Source organism: Kineococcus sp. TRM81007 (assembly GCF_022669155.1).
Taxonomy (GTDB): domain Bacteria; phylum Actinomycetota; class Actinomycetes; order Actinomycetales; family Kineococcaceae; genus Kineococcus.
The window spans coordinates 1-20,267 of sequence record NZ_JALBVB010000040.1; the positions used below are offsets into that span (position 1 = coordinate 1).

General features: G+C 73.4%; 20 protein-coding genes and 1 pseudogene. 11 read left to right on the top strand and 10 right to left on the bottom strand.

Annotated elements, in window-relative coordinates; translation table 11 throughout:
• The 11 genes from MN205_RS05380 to MN205_RS21610 form a co-directional block, all read left to right on the top strand.
• A partial coding sequence (locus MN205_RS05380; RefSeq protein ID WP_242125053.1) for an ABC transporter ATP-binding protein occupies window positions 1–999 on the top strand: 999 nt, incomplete at its 5' end.
• The gene (locus tag MN205_RS05385; RefSeq protein ID WP_242125055.1) at window positions 996–1,253 is read left to right on the top strand and encodes a hypothetical protein; all 258 of its coding nucleotides are present in this window, start codon (window positions 996–998) and stop codon (window positions 1,251–1,253) included. The genes MN205_RS05380 and MN205_RS05385, both read left to right, overlap by 4 nt.
• On the top strand, window positions 1,250–1,549 hold the full coding sequence (locus MN205_RS05390) for a UBP-type zinc finger domain-containing protein (protein ID WP_242125057.1): 300 nt from the start codon (window positions 1,250–1,252) through the stop codon (window positions 1,547–1,549). Before MN205_RS05385 ends, MN205_RS05390 begins: the two co-directional genes overlap by 4 nt.
• Window positions 1,546–1,896, top strand: a complete 351-nt coding sequence (locus MN205_RS05395; RefSeq protein ID WP_242125059.1) for a GNAT family N-acetyltransferase — start codon at window positions 1,546–1,548, stop codon at window positions 1,894–1,896. The genes MN205_RS05390 and MN205_RS05395 overlap by 4 nt, the downstream gene beginning before the upstream one ends.
• 8 nt (window positions 1,897–1,904) lie before the next feature.
• Window positions 1,905–2,045 carry a hypothetical protein gene (locus MN205_RS05400; protein ID WP_242125060.1) on the top strand — a complete coding sequence of 47 codons (141 nt, stop codon included), beginning with the start codon at window positions 1,905–1,907 and terminating at the stop codon, window positions 2,043–2,045.
• Complete coding sequence (locus tag MN205_RS05405) at window positions 2,042–2,371, top strand: hypothetical protein (RefSeq protein WP_242125062.1); 330 nt, start codon at window positions 2,042–2,044, stop codon at window positions 2,369–2,371. The genes MN205_RS05400 and MN205_RS05405 overlap by 4 nt, the downstream gene beginning before the upstream one ends.
• A gap of 252 nt (window positions 2,372–2,623) precedes the next feature.
• Window positions 2,624–3,370 carry an ABC transporter ATP-binding protein gene (locus MN205_RS05410; RefSeq protein WP_242125064.1) on the top strand — a complete coding sequence of 249 codons (747 nt, stop codon included), beginning with the start codon at window positions 2,624–2,626 and terminating at the stop codon, window positions 3,368–3,370.
• A 1-nt stretch (window position 3,371) separates the two neighbouring features.
• Window positions 3,372–5,300: an ABC transporter permease gene (locus MN205_RS21175; RefSeq protein WP_308220239.1), complete on the top strand. Its 1,929-nt coding sequence runs from the start codon at window positions 3,372–3,374 to the stop codon at window positions 5,298–5,300.
• Between the two features lie 176 nt (window positions 5,301–5,476).
• Window positions 5,477–6,241: an LGFP repeat-containing protein gene (locus tag MN205_RS05430; protein ID WP_242125066.1), complete on the top strand. Its 765-nt coding sequence runs from the start codon at window positions 5,477–5,479 to the stop codon at window positions 6,239–6,241.
• A 742-nt stretch (window positions 6,242–6,983) separates the two neighbouring features.
• Entirely contained in the window at window positions 6,984–8,174 is a 1,191-nt protein-coding gene (locus MN205_RS05435; protein WP_242125310.1) for an LLM class flavin-dependent oxidoreductase, read from the top strand.
• Entirely contained in the window at window positions 8,171–8,698 is a 528-nt protein-coding gene (locus tag MN205_RS21610) for a MarR family winged helix-turn-helix transcriptional regulator (RefSeq protein WP_242125068.1), read from the top strand. The genes MN205_RS05435 and MN205_RS21610 overlap by 4 nt, the downstream gene beginning before the upstream one ends.
• A gap of 31 nt (window positions 8,699–8,729) precedes the next feature.
• Here MN205_RS21610 and MN205_RS05445 read toward each other — a convergent pair whose 3' ends face one another.
• From MN205_RS05445 to MN205_RS05490, 10 genes and pseudogenes are all read right to left on the bottom strand, one after another.
• A complete protein-coding gene (locus tag MN205_RS05445; RefSeq protein ID WP_242125070.1) occupies window positions 8,730–10,448 on the bottom strand; it encodes a sodium:proton antiporter in 1,719 nt (572 codons plus the stop codon).
• A gap of 108 nt (window positions 10,449–10,556) precedes the next feature.
• Window positions 10,557–11,930: a Na+/H+ antiporter NhaA gene (gene nhaA / locus MN205_RS05450; RefSeq protein ID WP_374115850.1), complete on the bottom strand. Its 1,374-nt coding sequence runs from the start codon at window positions 11,928–11,930 to the stop codon at window positions 10,557–10,559.
• Window positions 11,931–12,189: 259 nt separating this feature from the next.
• Window positions 12,190–12,519, bottom strand: a pseudogene (locus tag MN205_RS05455) (SDR family oxidoreductase); the annotation flags it as partial.
• A 167-nt stretch (window positions 12,520–12,686) separates the two neighbouring features.
• Entirely contained in the window at window positions 12,687–13,535 is an 849-nt protein-coding gene (locus MN205_RS05460; RefSeq protein ID WP_242125074.1) for an SDR family oxidoreductase, read from the bottom strand.
• A 262-nt stretch (window positions 13,536–13,797) separates the two neighbouring features.
• The gene (locus MN205_RS05465) at window positions 13,798–15,207 is read right to left on the bottom strand and encodes an amidohydrolase family protein (protein ID WP_374115855.1); all 1,410 of its coding nucleotides are present in this window, start codon (window positions 15,205–15,207) and stop codon (window positions 13,798–13,800) included.
• A gap of 228 nt (window positions 15,208–15,435) precedes the next feature.
• The gene (locus MN205_RS05470) at window positions 15,436–15,948 is read right to left on the bottom strand and encodes a hypothetical protein (RefSeq protein ID WP_242125078.1); all 513 of its coding nucleotides are present in this window, start codon (window positions 15,946–15,948) and stop codon (window positions 15,436–15,438) included.
• 143 nt (window positions 15,949–16,091) lie between these two features.
• Window positions 16,092–16,976, bottom strand: a complete 885-nt coding sequence (locus MN205_RS05475; protein ID WP_242125080.1) for a helix-turn-helix transcriptional regulator — start codon at window positions 16,974–16,976, stop codon at window positions 16,092–16,094.
• A 539-nt stretch (window positions 16,977–17,515) separates the two neighbouring features.
• Complete coding sequence (locus tag MN205_RS05480) at window positions 17,516–18,415, bottom strand: metal ABC transporter permease (RefSeq protein WP_242125082.1); 900 nt, start codon at window positions 18,413–18,415, stop codon at window positions 17,516–17,518.
• Window positions 18,412–19,179 (bottom strand): ATP-binding cassette domain-containing protein, encoded by a 768-nt coding sequence (locus MN205_RS05485; protein WP_255818126.1) that lies wholly within the window; start codon window positions 19,177–19,179, stop codon window positions 18,412–18,414. The genes MN205_RS05480 and MN205_RS05485 overlap by 4 nt, the downstream gene beginning before the upstream one ends.
• A 44-nt stretch (window positions 19,180–19,223) precedes the next feature.
• On the bottom strand, window positions 19,224–20,132 hold the full coding sequence (locus MN205_RS05490) for a metal ABC transporter solute-binding protein, Zn/Mn family (protein WP_242125086.1): 909 nt from the start codon (window positions 20,130–20,132) through the stop codon (window positions 19,224–19,226).
• Window positions 20,133–20,267: the final 135 nt, after the last annotated feature.

Sequence of the window (20,267 nt, forward strand, 5' to 3'; positions counted from 1 at the left end):
CACGTCGAGGACGGCGAGTTCCTCGTGCTGGTCGGCCCCTCCGGCTGCGGCAAGTCCACCTCGCTGCGCATGCTCGCCGGCCTGGAGGACGTCAACGGCGGACGCATCCTCATCGGCGACCGCGACGTCACCACGGTCCCCCCCAAGGACCGCGACATCGCGATGGTGTTCCAGAACTACGCGCTGTACCCGCACATGACGGTCGCCGACAACATGGGCTTCGCCCTGAAGATCGCCGGCACCCCCAAGGACGAGATCAAGCGCCGCGTGCAGGAAGCGGCCAAGATCCTCGACCTCGAGGCGTACCTGAGCCGCAAGCCCAAGGCCCTCTCCGGCGGCCAGCGCCAGCGCGTGGCCATGGGCCGCGCCATCGTGCGCCAGCCGCAGGTCTTCCTCATGGACGAGCCGCTGTCGAACCTGGACGCCAAGCTGCGCGTGCAGACCCGCACCCAGATCGCCTCCCTGCAGCGCCGCCTGGCCGTCACCACCGTCTACGTCACCCACGACCAGGTCGAGGCCATGACGATGGGCGACCGCGTCGCGGTCCTCAAGGACGGCGTGCTGCAGCAGGTCGACACCCCCCGGCGCATGTACGACCACCCCAACAACGTCTTCGTCGCCGGGTTCATCGGCTCCCCGGCCATGAACCTGCTCAGCTTGGACGTCACCGACGGCGGCGTGCGCCTGGGCGACTCGGTGTGGCCGGTGGAGCGCGCCTCCCTCGCCGCCACGGGCGACAAGCTCACCCTGGGCGTGCGCCCGGAGGACCTGGAGCTGTCCGACCGCGGTCTGCCGGTGCACGTGGACGTCGTCGAGGAGCTCGGCGCCGACGCGTACATCTACGGCTCCCTGGCCCAGCCCGGCCAGGAGGACCACCAGGTCATCGCCCGCGTCGACGGCCGTCGCCCCCCGCAGAAGGGCTCCACGGTGCACTTCACCCCCAAGCAGGGTCACGTGCACCTGTTCGACCAGCACTCCGGCCAGCGGATCGCCGCGTGAGCGGCCTGTCGCAGGAGGCGCGGCGCGCGGCCGCCGAGCTGCACCTGGCCACCGCAGCCGTGCGTGCCCGCCACGAGCGCGCCGTGCAGCGACGGCGCGCCGTCGTCAGCGCCCGCTGGGCGGACGTGGTGGCCCGCGCCGACCGCGGTCCGGGCGAACCGCACCTCGAGATCGAGCACGCCGGCGAGGTCGGTGGCAGCGGCGTCGCCGCCGCAGGTACCACCAGCACCGAGGAAGGGACGAGGACGTCGTGAACGGTTCCACCTGCACCCACCTGGCAGCGGTGGACGAGGACGCTGTGCCCAGCGCGGAGGGGTGCGAGGACTGCCTGCGCACCGGCGGACGCTGGGTCCACCTGCGCATGTGCAGCAGCTGCGGGCACGTCGGGTGCTGCGACTCCTCCCCGAGCACCCACGCCACGGCGCACCACCGCAGCAGCGGCCACCCGCTGGTGCGCTCCTACGAGCCCGGCGAGGAGTGGTACTGGTGCTACTCCGACGCCGTGGGGTTCCACCGGCCCGGCGCCCCGAGCGCGCCCTCGCACCCGTGAGCGCCGCCCCGCGGGACCGCCCGGGCACCGAGCCGGTCCTCGTCGGTGACGACCCGGCCCGGCGCCGCTACGAGGCCCGCATCGACGGGCAGTTGGCGGCGATCGCGGAGTACCTGACCACGCAGGAGTTCCTGGTCTTCTCCCACACCGAGGTGCTGCCCGGTTTCGAGGGTCGGGGAATCGCCACCGCCCTCGTGCGGCAGGCGCTGGACGACGTCCGAACCCGGGGGTTGCGGGTGGCGCCGCTGTGTCCGTTCGTGGCCGACTTCATCCGACGGAACGCGCAGGAGTACGGCGACCTGGTCTTCGCCTCCCGCCCGCCCTCCTCCTTGCGCGCGGGCGACTGATCCCGCTGGTGCGCGTCCCGTGCGCTCTCGCAGCGATCTCTCCGCTGGGCACCGCCGCCTTCCGGGAACTCCTCGGCAGCGGCGCCCGGGTAGCCCTGGACCGGCTGCTGGCCGAGCACCACCGCAGCAGTGCACCACCGGGCACGTGAACCTCACGAACCACCTGCGAGCGCTGGTGGACTCGGTGAACGCCGAGGACACCGAAGGCTTCCTGGACTCCTTCACCGACGACGCGCTCGTGGACGACGACGGGCGCCGGTACCGGGGCCTGCTGCAGATCGCGGAGTGGAACACCCGCCAGGTGATCGGCCCTCACGCCCGCCTGCGGAACCTCAGCGACCACCGGGTCGGCGACGACGTCGAACTGCTCGTGGAGGTGCTCGTCGAGGGGGGAGTTCACCGGCGCCGCATCAGCGCCCAGTGGCAGGACGAGCGTGTCCAGCACCTGCGGATCCGTCGCGTCGATCCCGCCTGACCGCGGCGCCCACCCGCCTGCGCCCGAACCGACTGCGAAGCGGGGCGCCGTGGCCCGCGCGAGCCGGCGAACCCGTGGGAGCGGCGTCGCGACGCGCGTGGGCGGGTAGCAGTGCCAGGGCCTGGATCGAACGGGACCGCCACCGGCAGCATCGCTCGGGTCGGGAGCGAGCCCTCGGCGGGTACGTCCCCACCGCCGATCGACCGGTTCGCCCCCTGGCGTCGCTGAGTTCACGACCCGGAGGACCGAAGGATGCCGACGAACGCCCTGGCCCCCACGACCGCTGCAGTCTCCCTGCGCGCCGTCAGCAAGACCTACGGCAGCGGCCCCACCGCCGTGCGCGCCGTCGACCAGGTCGACCTGGACCTCGCCACCGGAACCTGGACGGCCGTGATGGGCCCCTCCGGTTCCGGCAAGTCCACGCTGCTCAACTGCGCCGCGGGCCTGGAACGCGTGGACTCGGGACGGGTCCTGCTGGGAGGGACCGACATCACCGACGCGGACGATGAGACGCTGACGAGGCTGCGCCGCACCCGCGTCGGCTTCATCTTCCAGAGCTTCAACCTCGTCGCCTCCCTCAGCGCCGCGCAGAACGTGGAACTGCCGCTGCGCCTGGCCGGGAAGCGCCCACCGCGCGCCGACGTGCGGGAAGCCCTCCGGGCGGTGGGCCTGGCTGAACGAGCGGACCACCGACCCCGCCAGCTCTCCGGGGGCCAGCAGCAGCGGGTGGCGATCGCCCGTGCGCTCATCACCCGCCCGCAGGTGCTCTTCGCCGACGAACCCACCGGCGCCCTCGACTCCAGCGCCGCGCGCGGTGTGCTGGACCTGCTGCGCGCGGCCGCCGACGGCGGTCAGAGCGTGGTGATGGTCACCCACGACCCGGCCGCCGCAGCCCGTGCCGACGCCACCGTCCTCGTGCGCGACGGGCGCGTCGAGGACCGCGTCGTCGGCGCGGACGCCGTCACGGTCGCCGCCCGCCTGGCCGCGATGGGGGCCTGAGGTGCTGCAGCTGAGCTGGGCGGGGTTGCGGGACCGCTGGACTTCCTTCGCCGGCGCGGTGCTGACGGTGTGCCTGGGCGTCGCCCTGGTGCAGTCCTCGCTGCTGCTGCTGCTCGCGTCGGCGACCGCGGACGCCCCCGCCGGGTCCGGGCCGGTGGCGCAGGTGCGCTTCGAGGAGGCCCGCGTGGTCGCGGTGACGGTCCTGGCGGTCACGCTGGCGCTGGCGGCGTTCCTGGCCGTCTTCGTCATCGCCTCCACCTTCGCCTTCACCGTCGACCAGCGCCGGCGGGACCTGGCGCTGCTGCGCCTGGTGGGTGCCGGGCGTCGGCAGGTGGTGCGCCTGCTGCTGGGGGAGGCGCTGCTGCTGGGTGTGCTCGGCTCGCTGGCCGGCAGTGCGCTGGGCACGGGCGTGGTGCGGGTGCAGACCTGGCTGATGGTGCGGGTGGGGCTGCTGCCGGCGGGCGCGGGCGCGCGGTGGCACGCCTGGGTGCTGCCCGCCTGCGTCGGCGTGGGCACCGCGCTGGCCCTGGCGGGGGTGTTCCTGGCTGCGCGCCGCGCCGCTCGGGTGCGCCCGCTGGAGGCGCTGGACGCCGAGGAGGAACCGGCGCGGGTGATGACCCGCGGGCGCTGGACCACCGGTGTCCTGCTGGGCGCCGGCGCGGTGGTGCTGCTGGCGCTGTCGCCGCTGGGTGGGCCGGCAGGTGGTCGCGCGATGGCGGTGTGCGTGTCGTTGCTGGCCGCGCTCGCCCTCGCGGTGCTGGCGCCGGTGGCGGTTCCGGCGCTGGCGGGCGCGCTGGTGCCGCGTGGTGGCGTGCTCGGCGACCTGGCGCGCGCGAACCTGCGTGACGAGGTGCGCCGCAGCGCGTCCACCGCGGCGCCGCTGATCGTGCTGGTCGGCCTGCTGCTGGGCCAGAGCGGTGCTGCGTGGTCCTACACCGAGGCGGCCGTCGCGCAGCTGCGCAGCACCACCGCCGCGGACCTGGTGGTGGAGTCGACCGCGGACGCCGACGGAGCCCTGGCGCAGCGCTTGAGCGCGGTCCCGGGCGTGGGCAGCGCCTCCAGCGAGGTGGAGCTGCCCGCGGCGCTGACCACCGGCAGCGGTGAGACGGCCTTCACCGGGATCAGGCGGGTCCTCGTGGTCGACCCCGGTGCCTACGAGCGCGCTCACCCCACCAGCGGATCGCTGCAGGCGCTGCGCGGAGCTGCGGTCGCCGCCGGGCCGGGAGCGCTGGAGTCCTCCACCGGGGACCGGGTGGGCGTGCGGGTGGGACAGGTGGACCTGGGGCCGCTGCCGGTGGTGGCCGCGGTGCCGCAGGCGGTCGGCGGCGGTCCCGCGCTGCTGCTGCCCGCCGGCCTCCTGCCCGCCGAGCTGCTGCAGGGATCGGCGGTGCGCACCTTCGTGCAGCTGCAGGGGGGCAGCGACCGCCGGCAGGTCGCCGCCGCCCTGACGGCCGCCGGCGGCCGGGGTGCGCGTGTCAGCGACGTGCAGGACTGGCTGGCGCGCTCGGCCCAGCAGGCCGGCTCGAGCGACACCTCGATCCTGGTGGTGGTGATGGGGCTGGGAGCGTCGTACGCGCTGATCGGTGTCGTCAACGCCGGGGTGGTGGCCACCGCCGCGCGCCGGCGCGAGTTCGCCACCGCCCGCGCCAGCGGCCTGACGCGTCGCCAGGTCGTGGGCAGCGCGGTGCTGGAGACCTGGGCGGTCAGCGGTGCCGGGCTGCTGCTGGGCGCCCTGGCCGCCGCGGGAACTCTGGCGGCCGTCCTGATCGCCACCGCCAGCGCCACCGGCACGGCGAGCATCGACCTGCCGTGGCCGCTGGTGGCAGCGGTCGTGACCGGGGCGTTCGCGGTCACGGGTGCCACCAGCGCGTGGACCGCCTGGTCGGCGACGCGCACCGCTCCGGTTCAGCTGCTGCGCGCGCGCGAGTGACGCCGCGCGCGTCGCACCGTCCAGTTCCCCGGCGCTGGCGGTGGCGCCGCTGTGGGTGGCCCTGTCCGAGCCTGCCTGAGGATCGCCACCGCGAGCATGCTGACCGAGCGCGGCCGGTGAGCAGCCGCGCTCCACCAACCCCTTCCCGGCGTCAGCCGATCCCGTCAGGAGAGCACGTGAAGAACACCGTCCGCGCAGCCGTCACCGCCACCCTCGCCGCGGCCACGGTGGCCGCGCTCGCCGTGGCCGCTCCGGCCCAGGCCGACCCGCGCGTCGGGGGCCAGATCGGAGCGCGCTACGAGGCGCTCGGCGGAGCTGCTGGTTTCCTGGGTGAGCCGATCACCGGCGAGACCGGCACCCCCGACGGTCGCGGCTCGTACGTGCACTTCCAGGGCGGCTCGATCTACTCCTCCGCCGCCACCGGCGCGCACGAGGTGCACGGTGCGATCCGCGCCACGTGGGCCGAGCACGGCTGGGAGGCCGGCTCCTTCGGCTTCCCCGTCAGCGACGAGTACGACATCCCCGGCGGCAAGCGCACCGACTTCCAGGGCGGCTCGATGCAGTGGACCGCAGGGGGAGGGGTCACGGTGATCGGGGACTCCGACGTCGCCGGCTGCCCGGCACCCTTCGACGCGGCCACGCCCGAGCAGGCCGCCGGGTGCCTGGCGCGCGGGTGGGAGCAGCGCAGCGGTGAGGTGATGGCCACCTACGCCGTCAACGCCGTCGTCGGTGAACTGCTGGCCACCCCCCACGCACCGATGACCTTCGACGGCTGCTCGCGTCCGGCGACGGCGATCACCGCTACCAGCGCCGGCATCGAGTGCGTCCACCACGTCCCCCAGAACTCCGGGGCGGCAGCGCCGCACGGTGTCGACCTGCACCTGGGCATCGGCATCCACGACGGTGCAGCGGTGGTCGAGGACGTCGAGTTCGTCGGCTGACGGGCGACGTCCCGGCGATCCGCGAGGATCCGCGGGAACTTCCTCCGCGGCGGGCCGGTCGCTGCTTGCACGTGCTCGAGCCCGCGGGCCGCACGGGATGTCCGCAAGGGTGTCCCGTGCGGCCTGCGGGAGGTGGACCGGGGCGGGCGTGGAGGCGGTGGCGGCACGTCCACGATCGACGTCCGGTACCGAGGGGGAGGTCCTGCGGCTGCGCACCAGCGGTGACGTCGTCGGGGCCGGTGCCCCGATCGCGGCGAGCGCGGCGCTGGTCGGCGGAGTTCTCGGCACCACCGAGGGACTGCGCAGGGAGTTCGGCCACCGGGTCCTCGACACCCCCGTCCTCGGGGCAGCCGGTGGGTGGGGCCGCCACCCGGCACCCGGGGCTAGGTGTACTGAGCACGGACGTTGGTGACACGCCCGGACCTACAAGATCCGTGACGTGGGAAGGACCTCCGGGTGCGGTGTGGAGCTGTCTGACGGCACCCGCTCCGGGAGCCGCCCGGAGGTCCTCGCGCCCGGCGCTGGCGCTGCCTCGACCTCGATGGGCGAGCTGGAGCTGGCCCGCCTGGTCGCCGGTGGGCGTCGGCCAGTGCGCCGTGCTGAACTCTTCGCCCTCGCCGCGGCCGCCACGGGCTCGTCGAGGTGGTGGGAACACACCCCGACGAACCCGTGTTCTGGCCGGTGCGGATACATGACCGGTCATGCACCAGGCGGGCCGGCCCGCGAGGAAGAGGTGAGGACGATGCAGTTCGGCATCTTCTCGGTCAGTGACGTCACCGCCGACCCGACCACGGGACGCACCCCCAGCGAGGCCGAGCGCATCGATGCGATGGTGCAGATCGCCGTCAAGGCCGAGGAGGTGGGCCTGGACGTCTTCGGCATCGGTCAGCACCACAACCCGCCGTTCTTCTCCTCCTCGCCCACCACCTTCCTCGCCCACGTCGCCGCGCTGACCAAGCGGATCACCTTGTCCACGGCCGTCACCTTGGTGACCACCACCGACCCGGTGCGCATCGCCGAGGAGTACGCGATGGCCCAGCACCTGGCCAAGGGGCGTCTGGACCTGACCCTGGGTCGCGGCAACACCGTCCCCGTCTACGACTGGTTCGGTCAGGACATCCGCCAGGGGGTGGCGCTGGCGATCGAGAACTACGACCTGCTGCACCGCCTGTGGCGCGAGGACGTCGTCGACTGGCAGGGCCGCTTCCGCACCCCGCTGCGGGGCTTCACCTCGACCCCGCGCCCGCTGGACGGGGTTCCCCCGTTCGTCTGGCACGGCTCCATCCGCACCCCGGAGATCGCCGAGCAGGCCGCCTTCTACGGCAACGGCTTCTTCGCCAACAACATCCTGGCGCCCAACGGGCACTTCCTGCCGCTGGTCAACCACTACCGCCAGCGCTTCGCCCACTACGGGCACGGCACCCCCGAGCAGGCGATCGTCGGTCTGGGCGGTCAGGCCTTCATCGCCCGCCGCTCCCAGGACGCCTTCGCCGCCTTCCGCCCCTACTTCGACGAGGCCCCGGTGTACGACCACAGCCGGTCGCTGGAGTGGTACGCCAGCCGAACCCCGCTGAGCGTGGGCAGCCCCCAGCAGGTGATCGAGCGGACCCTGGAGTTCCGCGAGACCTTCGGCGACTACCAGCGCCAACTGTGGGTGGTGGACTCCTCTGGTCTGCCCCTGCCGACCGTGCTGGAGCAACTGGAACTGCTCGGCGGTGAGGTCGTGCCGGTGCTGCGCGAGGAGATGGCCGCACGCCGCTCGCCCGCTGCGGCGCCGGCGCCCACCCACGAGGGCCTGGTCCGCGCAACGTACGGTGACGCCCCGACCCGCCAGGCGCGCCCGAACCCGAACCGCGGTGACAACCTCAGCGGGGCGCTGCCCTACCAGGACAGCGATGTCGACCGGCCCGCGCGCCAGCCCGTCCTGCGGTGAGCCGTGACGCGCAGGCCCGGCAGGACGTCCGGCTGGCCAACGAGGCGTGGGAGGCCCTCTTCCGCGCCCAGGCTCTCCTTGCCCGCCGCTTCCGCGGCGACGACGTCTGGCAGGAGGTCTCGCCGACGGAGTACGACGTGCTCTACGCCCTGGCGCGTGACGAGCGCGATCGCAGGGACGGCGCCGGGGGCGGCGATGAGGACGTGGGCGGGGGCGGGGGCGGGGGCGGGTTGAGCATGGTGGAGATCAACCGGGAGGTGCTGCTCACCCAGGGCGGCATCTCCCGGCTGGTCGCCCGCCTGGTCGAGCGCGGCCTGCTGCAGCGCCGGGAGGATCCGCGCGATCGGCGCGCCGCTCGCATCGTCCTGACCCCCGAAGGGCGGGCGGTGCAGCGCGCCGTGGGGCGGCGCCACGCACGGGCCGTCGGAGTCACCATGAGCAGCGCGCTCTCGCGCGAGCAGCTGCAGCAGCTGCAGCAGCTGTGTGGGCACCTCGGTGCAGCCGTCCAGGAGGAGGTGCGCTAGGCGCTGCCCGCCCACCGCTGCCCGACCTCGATCACCGGCACCCGCTGGGGCTCGCGCGACCCGCGTGCCTCGGCGCAGGCGCAGGCGGCAGGTCACGGTCGGCCAGCAGCAGCGCCTCGTCCAGGTCCAGACGCTCCTGCAGGCGCCACATCTGGGTGTCCTCCAGCTCGCCACGCGCGACCAGCGCGGCCAGGACCTCACGCTCGCGCTGCAGAGTGCTGTGCTGCAACCGCTGCAGCAGTTCGCGCTCACCACCGTCGAGCGCGGTGCGTGTGGGGTGCACCTGCCGGCGCAGCACCTCGACCGCACCGCTGGCGGCCGGGTCGCGTTCGACGGCCCGCTGCAGGTGCTCGTCGACGGCGGCGCTGAGGGTGGCGATGGCCGCGGCCAACGCCGCGACCTCCTCCTCGCGGCCGGTCGCGACCGCTGGCTGCCGGCCTGCTGGCGGTGTGCCTGCCGGTCGCGCGCCCGTCCGTCCCCCGACAGCCCGCCCGTCGGAGGAGCATCGAGCGGATGAGGCGCGCTCGCCCGTGCGCTCCACCCAGCCGATGGTCAGCGGCAAGGTGGCTCCCTGCACCAGCAGCGTGGTGCCGACCACGACGAACGTGAGCACCAGGATCACATCGCGCTCGGGGAAGGGCGCACCCTCCACGCTCAGCGGCACCGACAGCGCCGCTGCCAGGGAGGTGCCGCCACGCATGCCTGACCAGGCGGCCACCAGCCGCAGTCGCCACGGCACCCGCAGCTCGCGCTGCACCGGGCGGCGATCCACGAGCCGCACCAGCCAGGCGGTCAGGAACAGCCAGGTCACCCGCACGGCCATCAGCAGCGCGGCCAGCAGCAGCCCCTGACCGATCAGGGTGCCTGCCCGGCCGGCGTCGACGGCCGGAGCGTCGAACACCGAGCGCGCCTCCAGCCCGACGAGGACGAACAGGGAACCGTTGACCAGCCAGGAGGTCGTCTCCCAGAAGGCGTGCACCTGCAGGCGCCCGTGGGCGGGCACCGCCCGGCGTGCGCTGCGGCTGATCCCCAGCGCGCAGGTGACGACGGCGACCACCCCGGAGGCGTGCACGGCCTCGGCCAGCACCGAGGCGGCGAACGGCTCGGCCACCGAGACCGCCGCCAGCACCGACGGGTCCTGGGTGCGGCGCACCGCCAGCAGGCCGGCGGCCGCGACGAGGGCGCCGGCGGCGATGCCGCCGGCGTAGGCCCAGGCCAGCTCTCCGGCGGCGGAGGCCACGCTGACGTGCGCGCCCTGGGCGGCGGAGATCGCGATGCCCAGCAGCACCAGGGCGGTTCCGTCGTTGATCAGGGACTCTCCGCGCAGGATGGTCATCAACCTCAGCGGCAGCGCCCTGGCGTAGGCGGCCACCGCGCTGGCATCGGTGGGGGCCAGGACAGCCCCGAGGATCCAGGCCGCCGCCCAGCTCGAGCCCCAGGCGTGCGCGGTGACCGCGACGGCGGCCGCGGTGGCGATGACCAGCGGCACGGCGGTCAGCACGATGGCGCGCCGGTAGCGCCAGGCGTGCTGCACTGAGGTGGTGTAGCCCTCCCAGTACAGGATGACCGGCAGCAGCACCAGCAGCACGAACTCCGGCTCCAGGTGCACCTGGCCCCCCAGGGGGAGCACGGCCAGGGCGCAGCCGAGCAGGAACAGCACCGAGGGTGCCGGCAGGTGCACGCGCCGGGCCATCGCCGGCGCCAGGGCCACCACGGCGGTCGTGACGACGAGCAGCACAGGGGTGGACACGATCACTCCGGGGTCTACGAGGTGGTGCGCGGTGCGCTCGTCCGAGCGCTCGGCAGAGGAGTGCCTGGGACCTGGTCGATGAGCGCAGGTGCCGGTGGGCAGGCTCGTTCACCTGCTGAGCGGGGAGCTCCGGTGGGCGTCGGGAACCCCGTCAGCGTCGGCGTCGACCTGTTCGGCCGCCTGCAGGCGGCGGTAGGTGCGGTCGCGCAGGCGCAGCACGACCGTGGCCGAGGTGGCGGCCAGCAGCGAGCCGGTCAACACCCCGACCTTGACGTGCTCATCGCGCTCGCTGCCGGCGCCGAAGGCCAGTTCACCGATCAGCAGCGAGACGGTGAAACCGATCCCGCCCAGCAGGGAGGCGCCCAGCACGTCCCACCACGACAAGCTGGGGTCGAGGCGGACGCGGGTGAAGCGGGAGACGACCGCGGTTGTACCCAGGATGCCCAGCGCCTTGCCTGCGACCAGGCCGACGACGATGCCCAGCGCGACGCGGTCCTGCAAGGAGGTTGCCAGGCCGCTGAGGCCGCCGACGGTGACGCCGGCGGAGAGGAAGGCGAAGACGGGCACGGCGATGCCGGCCGAGACCGGGCGCCACAGGTGCTCGAAGTGCTCGGCCGGCCCCGGCCCGGCCTCGAACCCGCCGGCCGCCTTCGAGCTGGTGACCGGGACGGTGACGGGGACGGTGAAGCCGAGCAGGACTCCGGCGACGGTGGCGTGGATGCCGGATGCGTGCATCAGCGCCCAGGCGATCACCGCCACCGGGATCAGCAGCCGCCCGGCGTGGACGCGTCGCTGCACCAGCACGCCGAAGACGGCGATCACGGTCAGCGCGCCCAGCAGCGGCGCCACGGCCAGGTCGCTGGTGTAGAAGACCGCGATGATGGTGATGGCCAGCAGGTCGTCGACCACCGCCAGGGTGAGCAGGAAGGTGCGCAGCGCCGTGGGCAGGTGGGTGCTGATGACGGCCAGCACCGCGACCGCGAAGGCGATGTCGGTGGCCGTGGGGATCGCCCACCCCGTCAGCGCTCCGTCCTGGCTGGAGAGGTTGACGAGCGTGTACAGCAGGGCCGGGAGAGCCATGCCGCCCACGGCGGCCACCACGGGCACCAGGGCCCGGCGCGGATCGCGCAGGTCCCCGGCGACGAACTCGCGTTTGAGCTCCAGGCCGGCGGTGAAGAAGAAGATCGCCAGCAGCCCGTCGGCGGCCCACTGGCCCAGACTGAGGTCCAGGTGCAGCGCGCGGGGACCGACGACGGTGTCGCGCAAGCCGGCGTAGCTGTCCGACCACGGGGAGTTGGCCCAGAGGAGGGCCAGGACGGTGCTCAGCAGCAGCAGGGCGCCGCCGACGGTCTCCTTGCGCAGCACGTCGCCGATGCGCCGCCTCTCCGGCCACGAGCTACGGCTGAGGAGATGCGTGCGGCGCGAGATCTCCGGAGCGGTGCCGGTAGGGGTTCCAGTGGATGTGGACGATGAGCGTGTCACAGCGAGCCTGCCTTCAGCTGGTGATCCTGCCAGTGGAAGCGGGTCCACAGGCCGAGTCCCCGGTAGCGCTGGTGCGCCGCCGGGAACTCGACTCGCGAACTCGCCCGCGAGAGCCTCGTGTGCGAGCCGACGAAGCCGTCGGGCGGTGAACATGCCTCGGAGACACGGTCGCTGCGAGGCCGGTGGGTGGCGATCGCCCTCCTGGCCGACCTTCGAGCTCCCCCGACGTCTGCTGCACCTCGTGCTCTCCTGCCTGCCCTCAGATGGGCTGCGCGGTGGGCAGGACGGTGATCTCGGTGAGGTTGACGTGCTTGGGCACCGAGGCGATGAAGGCGACCGTCTCGGCGACGTCGGCGGACCGCAGGCAGTCGATCTGCTGCAGCAGGTCGGCCATCAGGCGACTGGCGTCGGGGTCGGTGACGTGATCGGGCAGTTCGGTGTCGACCATGCCCGGCTCGACGGTGGCCACCCGCACACCCTTGGCGCCCAGTTCGGTGCGCAGCAACCGGGTGAGGTGGCTGATGTGGGCCTTCGTGCCGGAGTAGACGGAGAACTTCTGCAGAACGCGGGTGGTGGCCCTGGAGGGTGTTGGTGCTCAGAACTGCAGCGGACACGGTTGCTTCCTCTCGTCGGTGTGGGGCGGGGCGCCCTCCTCAGCTGTCGTGGGAGTGGCGCTGCGCAGCTGGGGGGTGACGCCGGTGACGGCGCCCGAGGGGCGAGCGGTCGGCACTGTGCCCCGCGCTCACGTGCAGGGGTTCACGCGCTGGCGAGGGCGTCGTCGTGAGCGGTGGCCACCGACCGGCTGCGCCAGGTGGCGATGTCGGCGTGGGCGCGCTCGATGAGCGCCTCCCGGCGCTCGATGGAGTCCTTCCCCAGGTACAGGTGCGAGGGCAGCGCCCCGGAGCGGACGACGTCGCGGATGAGTTCGGCGCCCTTGACCGGGTCACCCAGCTGGGTGTGGTTTGCCTGCGAGCTCCAGTCCAGCGTGGTGTGCGCCGGGGTGCCGTCGTAGTCCGCGATCCGCCCGGCCGGCAGCGACAGCGAGCTGGCGTCGAGGAAGTCGGTGCGGAAGACACCCGGCTCGACGACCGTGGACTGGATGCCGAACGGCGCGAGCTCCGCGGCGAGAGCTTCGCTGATGCCGGCGACGGCGAACTTGGAGGCGCTGTAGAGCCCGACCCCGGGCTCGCCCTCGAAACCGGAGCGGGAGCCGATGTGCACCAGCGTGCCCGAGCGCTGCCGGCGCATCACCGGTAGCACCGCACGCGTCAGCGCCAGCAGGCCGAAGACGTTGAGGTCGAACAGCGAGCGGGCCTCTGCGTCGCTGACCTCCTCGATCGCGCCGAGCAGGCCCCGCCCGGCGTTGTTGACCAGCACGTCGATCCTGCCGAAGCGCTCGACGGCCGCATCGACCGCGGCGGGAGCGCCGGCCTGGTCGGTGACGTCCAGCCGCAGCGGCAGCAGGTGCTCGGAGGCGGTCAGGTCGGCGGGCAGGCGATCGGTGGTGCGGGCGGTCGCGACGACGTCGTCGCCACCGCGCAGGGCGGCGCGAGCGATCTCGGCTCCCAGGCCTCGGGAAGCGCCGCTGATGAACCAGGTGGTCATGTCTGAGGTTCCTTCCTCCGTCGTGTTCCGGTGGTGGGGGTCTTCACCGTGAGCCGGGTGACGCCGGTCCGAGCTGAACCCGCGCCGGCGACCTGTCGGCAGCGTGCCCGTCACGAGCTGCAGCAACCAGGCAGTGGCACGACCACCCACCCGAGTTGCGCGGGGGCACGGGCGGTCTGGCGGCACCATCGGCGCTGGCGGCCGCCGGCGCCACGGCCAGCGGGTCGTCGCACGTCCAGCCGGTCGCGCGGGTTCAGCCGCCTCAGCGGTTCTGCTGCGCGGCGCGGGCGCGGGCGCGGGCGAGGACGGCGTCGCGGGAGGCGAGGACCTGCTGGCGCAGCCCGGCGACGTCGACGCCGAGCAGGTGCCCGTCCCACTTGCGGGCGGTGCCGGCCACCAGCACACCGTTGATGTTGCGGGCATCGGCAGCCAGGACCAGGGTCCCGACGGGATCGTTCAACGGCATCGTGTTGATGGCGCCGGCATCGACGACGAGCAGGTCGGCCTGCTTGCCGGGGGTCAGCGAGCCGGTGACCTGGCCCAGCCCGTTGGTGCGTGCGCCCTCGATGGTGGCGTAGTCCAGCACGTCCTGGACGCCGATGCGTTGCGGCACCTGATCGCTGCCGTAGCCGCGCTCGACCGCCCGCATCCGCTGGATGGACAGCAACGCCCGCATCTGGGTGGACATGTCGCTGGCGAGTGCGACCTCGACGTCGACGCTCAGGCCCGGGCGGATCCCGACGGCCAGGGCTTCATCGATGGCCGGTACCGCGTTCTCCAGACCGATCTGCGCCTCGGAGGTGGGGGCGATCGAGACCGTCGTGCCGGTGTCGGCCATCGCGCCCCACGCCTGCTCGTCCAGGCCGTTGCAGTGGATGAGGGTGACCTCCGGCGACAGCAGGCCGGCTTCAGCCCACGCGCGCACGGCGCGTGAGCCGGAGGCGCCGAAGACGGCATCGATGCTGACGCCGATGCCCAGCTCGCGGGCGGTCCGCGCCAGTTGCGGGCCGTAGGCCAGCTCGGGTCCGGCGATCTCGTCGGTGGCCAGCGTGGCCAGCCGCAGCGTCAACAGCTGATCGTCGGAGCTGAAGAACTCCTCGCGCAGCCGCTCGAGGTCTTGCGGCCACTGCCCGTCCCAGACGCCGAAGTGCGGGCGCATGGAGGCGTGCACACCACGGATCCCGGCATCCAGCAGGGCCTGCACGGCGGCATCGGAGTGAGCTGTGCTGCGTGCGTTGTGCGCGAAGTCGAGCATGCACGTGATGCCGCTGTCGATGGCGGTCAGCGCCGCCAGCTTGGTGCCCGTGTAGGTGTCCTCGGGCTGGTATGCCGGGGCGATGCCGACCAGGGTCGAGGTGACGTACTCGCCGAGGTCGTCGACGTCCGGCACCAGCTGGCGCAGCTGGGCCTCCCAGGCGTGGCGGTGGGTGTCGACGAACCCCGGCGCCAGCAGGTGGTTCGGTGCTTCGACGACGAGGGTGTCGGAGGTGACGGGCACGGTCCCGGCCGGGCCGGCGGCGGCGATGCGGCCACCGCGCACGAGCAGCTCCCCCTCCTCGATGACGCCGAGGCGGGGGTCTTGGGTGATGACGGCGGCCGCGCGCAGCAGCAGGGGCCGATCGCTGGGCCGGTCGACCAGGGCCCGCGCGGTGCTGGCCTCGCCGATCGTCATCGTCGTCATCCTGATCCCCTCTCTCGTCCGGCGCTGTGCGCCGCTCTCACCGGTTGCGGTGTGACGCCCGGGTCGGGCTCAGCTCGCTGGTGAGAGCAGAGTGGGGCGGGGTGCACCTGCGGAAACAGGCTGCGGTACACCCAGTCAAGAGTGGTGGTGTCCCTCGACGGGTGACCGCCGACGCACGGTGATCGTGCTGCGGCCGTGCCCGGGCTCTGCTCACGACCCTCAGAGCAGGTCCAGCAGCACCATCGAGTCGACGGCCCCGGTGCCGGGGCCTGGGTGGATGAGGTCCTGCCAGCCGCCACCGGGCAACGAGCGCACGGTGCGCTCCAGGATGAGGTGGCCCACGTCCGGGTGGCGCACCTCGTAGTGGGTACGTGGTCGGTGGCTGACCCGCAGCCCCGCCCAGAGGCGGCGAAAGCTGCTGCTGCGTGTGCTCAGGTCGGCGATCACCTCTCGCCGGCGGCGCTGGTCCTCTTCTGCGCTGGGAAGCAGGTGCGTCAGGTCCGGCCCCGACGGTGGTTGCGTGAGCCGCGGCTCGGGAGTTCCTCGATCGCCACCGTGCGGACCGCGCTCCGGTCGTGCTCTCGCGGCGGTCCTCCCGGCCACGGCGTCGGCCGGGGCGCCGGAGCGCAGGTGGGCCACGGTGGCCACCTGCACCTGGCTGTGGTCCACGAAGAACCACTCGGCCGGGGTGTTCAAGAAGACGGCCTCGGCGAAGTTGCCGACGTCACCCAACGGTGCGTGAAGTCGGCACCACCGCCGGTCGGCCCACGCCACGTCCAGCGCTCGGGTCAAGATCGCTGTGGCTGGTGCAGCGATGGATGGATCAAGACACACGCGACAGGGTAGGTCTGGACGTGCGCTCCAACCTGGGGACGTCACTGCTCCCCAGCTGCTTCCGCCAGGCGCTCGCCGCTCTGGGTGGAGGGGGCGGGAACGGGAGCAGGGGCGGTGGTCTCGTCGGCCAGGGCGCGCAGGCGCCGTGCGCTGAGCGAGGCGGGCTCAGCACGGTAGATCACCAGCTGGTGTCCCGGCATGGCGGAAACCTCCAGTGCGTCGAACTGCACGGTGATCGTGCCGACGGACGGGTGGAACAGCTCTTTGGTGTCGTGCGTCTTGGGCTTGACCTCGTGCGAAGCCCACAACCGGGTGAAGTAGGGGCTGCCCGCTTTCAGCTGCTGGATGAGCTCTTCGCGTCGTCGGGCGCCGACGTGGATGTCCGCGGTGGCTCGCAGGTTGGCCACGCAGCTGGTGGCTGCGCGCTCGAAGTCGGTGTAGAAGGCGGGGCCGGCGGGGTCGAGGAACACCATCGTCACCAGGTTCCTGGTCGACTCGAAGGGGGTGAACAGCTGCGCTGCCAGCGAGTTCATCTCCAGGATGTCCAGCACCGGATCCAGCAGGAAGCACGCCGCATCGGGCCAGGACCCCATGAGCCGGCTGAGGGAGGGGTTCACCGGTGCGGGAGAGGTCAGCAGGGGTGGCGTCCAGAGCAGGTGCGCCAGCGCGTAGGCGTGGCGGCGCTCCTCGTGCGACATTCCCAGCACGTGCGCCAGTGCGTCGAGGACCTGCGCCGAGGGGCGACTCTCGCGGCCCTGCTCCAGGCGGGTGTAGTAGTCGACGCTGACGCCAGCCAGTTCGGCCACCTCGTCCCGGCGCAGACCCGGAACGCGTCGTGGGCCCAGGGACGGGAGGCCGACGTCCTCTGCGGAAGTGCTGGCGCGCTTGGCGCGCAGGAAGCTGCCGAGCTCGTTGCGCTTCGCCATGAGCGGAGGGTAGGTGACCCTCAGTCCTGCTGCAAGGTCCTGCAGCCCAGGGGTTTTGCTGGTCGAGTCCCTGGAGGGCGTTCGTGAACCGTCACTGCTCTGCTGTCGTTCCCGCGCCGGCCGGAACACCACCTCGGAGGTGGTGGACCCGGTGCAGTGGGCTGCTCCTGCTTCTCCCGGACTGGTGCAGCCGGGGGTGGAGCGCGGCGCTGCGGACCGCTGGGAACTCGGCCGCCCCGCACGAGTCGCGTGAGCACGGCGGTGAGCGGCGGTTGCTGTTCACCGGTGCCCGCACCACCACCGCAGCCGGGGGAGGTGCGGCCATCGTGGTCCGGGCTGCCGGCACGACCGTCGTGCCTGCGGTGGTGGCCACTCGACTCCCGGCGGGGCAGCGGGCCTGGCGAGGGGCTGGTGCTCAGCGCACGGGCGTGCACCTGTGGCGTAGCAGCCGCGGGTGCCGTGGTCCGGAACTCGGGCGCTCGTGGGCGGACAGGTGCGCACGGGCAGCACGAAGGCGTTCGCCGAGCGCGGTGACCCCCTCAGGCGGCGCCGACCGCTCTCGCTGCTCCCGCACCGGCGCGGGCCGGGGGGCGTCGCAGCCGCGCCACCAGCCGGCACCCCAGGTAGATCAGGAACGACACCGTCGTCACGTACGGGCTGATCGGCACGCTCGAGCCCAGCGCCAGCAGCGTGCCGCCCACCACCGAGACGACCGCGAACACCACCGACAGCACCGGCACCAGGTACGGGGAGGCGCTCACCCGCAGCGCCGCCGCCGCCGGCGTCACCAGCAGCGCGAGCACCAGCAGCGCCCCGACGACCTGCACGCTCATCGCCACCGACAGCCCCAGCAGCAGCATGAACACCGGTGACAGCAGCCGCACCGGCACCCCGCGCGCCTCGGCGACCTCCGGGTCCAGCGACGCGAACAGCAGCGGCCGCCACAGCACCAGCAGCGCCACCAGCACGACGGTGGCGATGACGGCCAGCGACACCAGTTGCGGGTCGTCCACCGCCACGATCTGCCCGGTGAGCAGCCCGAACTTGTTCGCGGCGCGCCCCTCGTAGAGGGCCAGGAACAGCACGCCCAACCCCAGGCCGAAGGGCATGAGCACCCCGATCGCGGAGTTGTGCTCGCGCGCGCGGTTGCCCAGCACCCCGAACAGCACGGCCGCCAGCACCGACCCCACGAGCGAACCGGCGACGACGTCCACGCCCAGCAGCAGCGCCCCGGCACCGCCGGCGAAGCTCAGCTCCGCGGTCCCGTGCACCGCGAACGGCAGGTCCCGCGCCACCACGACCACGCCGACGAGCCCGCCGACCAGGCCGAGCAGCGCCCCCGCCCACAGGGAGTTCTGCACCAGCGCCAGCAGAGCGCCGTAGTCGCTGAAGTCGAACACGTCCGACCACGTCACCGCGGCGAGCGCCGAACCGGTCACCGGACCTCCTCGTGGGCGTGCGGGTGCTCGGCGGGGGCGGCGGCACCGGCGACGAGCACCCGCCCGCCCGAGCGCAGCACCTCCACCGGCGAGCCGTACAGCGACGACAGCGTCCGCGACGTCATCACCTCGTCGGGGGTGCCGACGCGGAACCGGCCGCCGGCCAGGTACAGCACCCGGTCGGCGTACGGCAGGACGGGGTTCACGTCGTGCGTGACGAACAGGACCGCCGCGCCCGTGCGGCGCCGGCAGGCGTCCACCAGCGCGGTCACCGCACCGGCGTGGTGCGGGTCCAGCGACAGCAGCGGCTCGTCGGCCAGCAGCAGCGCCGGGTCGCCGACGACGCTCTGCGCGACCCGCAGCCGCTGCTGCTCCCCGCCGGACAGGCGCCCCACGGGCTCGTCGGCGTAGCCGGTGGCGCCCACGGCGGCCAGCACGTCGTCCACGCGGTGGTTCGCGCGCCGCGAGGGCAGCAGCGGCCCCCACCGGTGCCCGTCCAGGCCGAGGCGCACGAAGTCCCGGGCGCGCAGCGGCGTGGCGGGGTCCAGCCCCTTCTGCTGCGGCACGTACCCGATGCGGCGGTCGCCGCGCCGCGCGGGGCGGCCGGCGACCTCCACGGTGCCGGCGCGCAGGGCCTGCCGGCCCAGGACGACCTTCAGCAGGCTGGACTTGCCGGCGCCGTTGGCGCCGAGGACGGCGACGAACTCGCCGGGGGCGACGTCCAGGTCCAGCCCCGACCACAGCCGGTGCCCGCCGTACGCCATCTCCGCGCCGCGCAGCCGCAGCGCGGGTGTCCCCGCGGGGGTGCTCACGCGGTGAGGGCCGACACGACGGCGTCCACGTTCGCGTTCATCCACGACACGTAGTCCTCGCCCTCGGGCAGCGTCTCCGTCACCGGCACCACGGGCACGTCCGCGGTCTCCGCGGCGCGCAGCACCTGCTCGGTCTGCGGGCCGGTGGTCTGCTCGTTGTGAACGAGGGCGCGCACCTGCCCGCTCGGGAACAGCGCGAGGGTCTCCTGCAGGGCGTCGGCCGGGACGTCGGTCTCCTCCTCGATCGCCTCGGAGAACTCCTCGGGGGTGCGGTTCTCGGCGCCGAGGGCGTCGAGCAGGTACCCGGGGACCGGCTCGGTGACGGCCACCGGCGCGCCGGCCGTCGTGGCGGCGGCGTCGGCGATGCGCTGCTCCAGCTCCGCCAGCCGCGCGTCGAGGGCGTCGGCGTTGGCCTCGAACGTCGCGGCGTCGGCGGGGGAGGCTTCGGCGAGTGCGGCCTCGATCGCGCCGGCGACCTTCCGCACCGTCGGCACGTCGTACCAGACGTGCTCGTTGAACTCCCCGCTCGTGTCCTTCCCGGACAGCTCCACGGCGTTCAGCACGGCCGGGTCGGCGCCGTCGACGGCGTCGAGCATGGTGTCGACGAAGTCGTCGTACCCGCCGCCGTTCTCGACGACGACGTCAGCGCGGGACAGCTCCAGCTGGGTGCGGGTGCTCGCCTCGTAGGAGTGCGGGTCGGCGGAGGGGTCGTCGATGATCGAGGTGACGGTGGCGGCGTCGCCGGCGATCGCGGAGGCGATCGAGCCGTAGACGTTCGTGGAGGCGACGACGGTGGTGGTGTCGTCGGTGGTGCCGGTGGCGTCCGTGGCGGTGTCGCCGCCCCCGCAGGCGGCGAGGCCGAGGGTGGTGGTGAGGGCGACGAGGACGAGGGCGGCGCGGCGCATCAGCGGCTTCCTGACGATGGGAACGGTTGTCGGGAACTGTAGACCCGCAGACCCCCCGTCCTCTTCCGTCCTCCCCCCCGTCCGGCCCACCCCTCCCTGCGCCCCTCCCCCTCCTGCGTCCCCGCCTTGCGGTGA

What these genes read in the sequence shown, in the direction of transcription:
- MN205_RS05460 (WP_242125074.1), bottom strand. Translation starts at nt 13,535, where the DNA reads ATGACCACCTGGTTCATCAGCGGCGCTTCCCGAGGCCTGGGAGCCGAG.
- MN205_RS05435 (WP_242125310.1), top strand. Translation starts at nt 6,984, where the DNA reads ATGCAGTTCGGCATCTTCTCGGTCAGTGACGTCACCGCCGACCCGACC.
- MN205_RS05475 (WP_242125080.1), bottom strand. Translation starts at nt 16,976, where the DNA reads ATGGCGAAGCGCAACGAGCTCGGCAGCTTCCTGCGCGCCAAGCGCGCC.
- MN205_RS05490 (WP_242125086.1), bottom strand. Translation starts at nt 20,132, where the DNA reads ATGCGCCGCGCCGCCCTCGTCCTCGTCGCCCTCACCACCACCCTCGGC.
- MN205_RS05485 (WP_255818126.1), bottom strand. Translation starts at nt 19,179, where the DNA reads ATGGCGTACGGCGGGCACCGGCTGTGGTCGGGGCTGGACCTGGACGTC.
- MN205_RS05410 (WP_242125064.1), top strand. Translation starts at nt 2,624, where the DNA reads ATGCCGACGAACGCCCTGGCCCCCACGACCGCTGCAGTCTCCCTGCGC.
- MN205_RS05465 (WP_374115855.1), bottom strand. Translation starts at nt 15,207, where the DNA reads ATGACGATCGGCGAGGCCAGCACCGCGCGGGCCCTGGTCGACCGGCCC.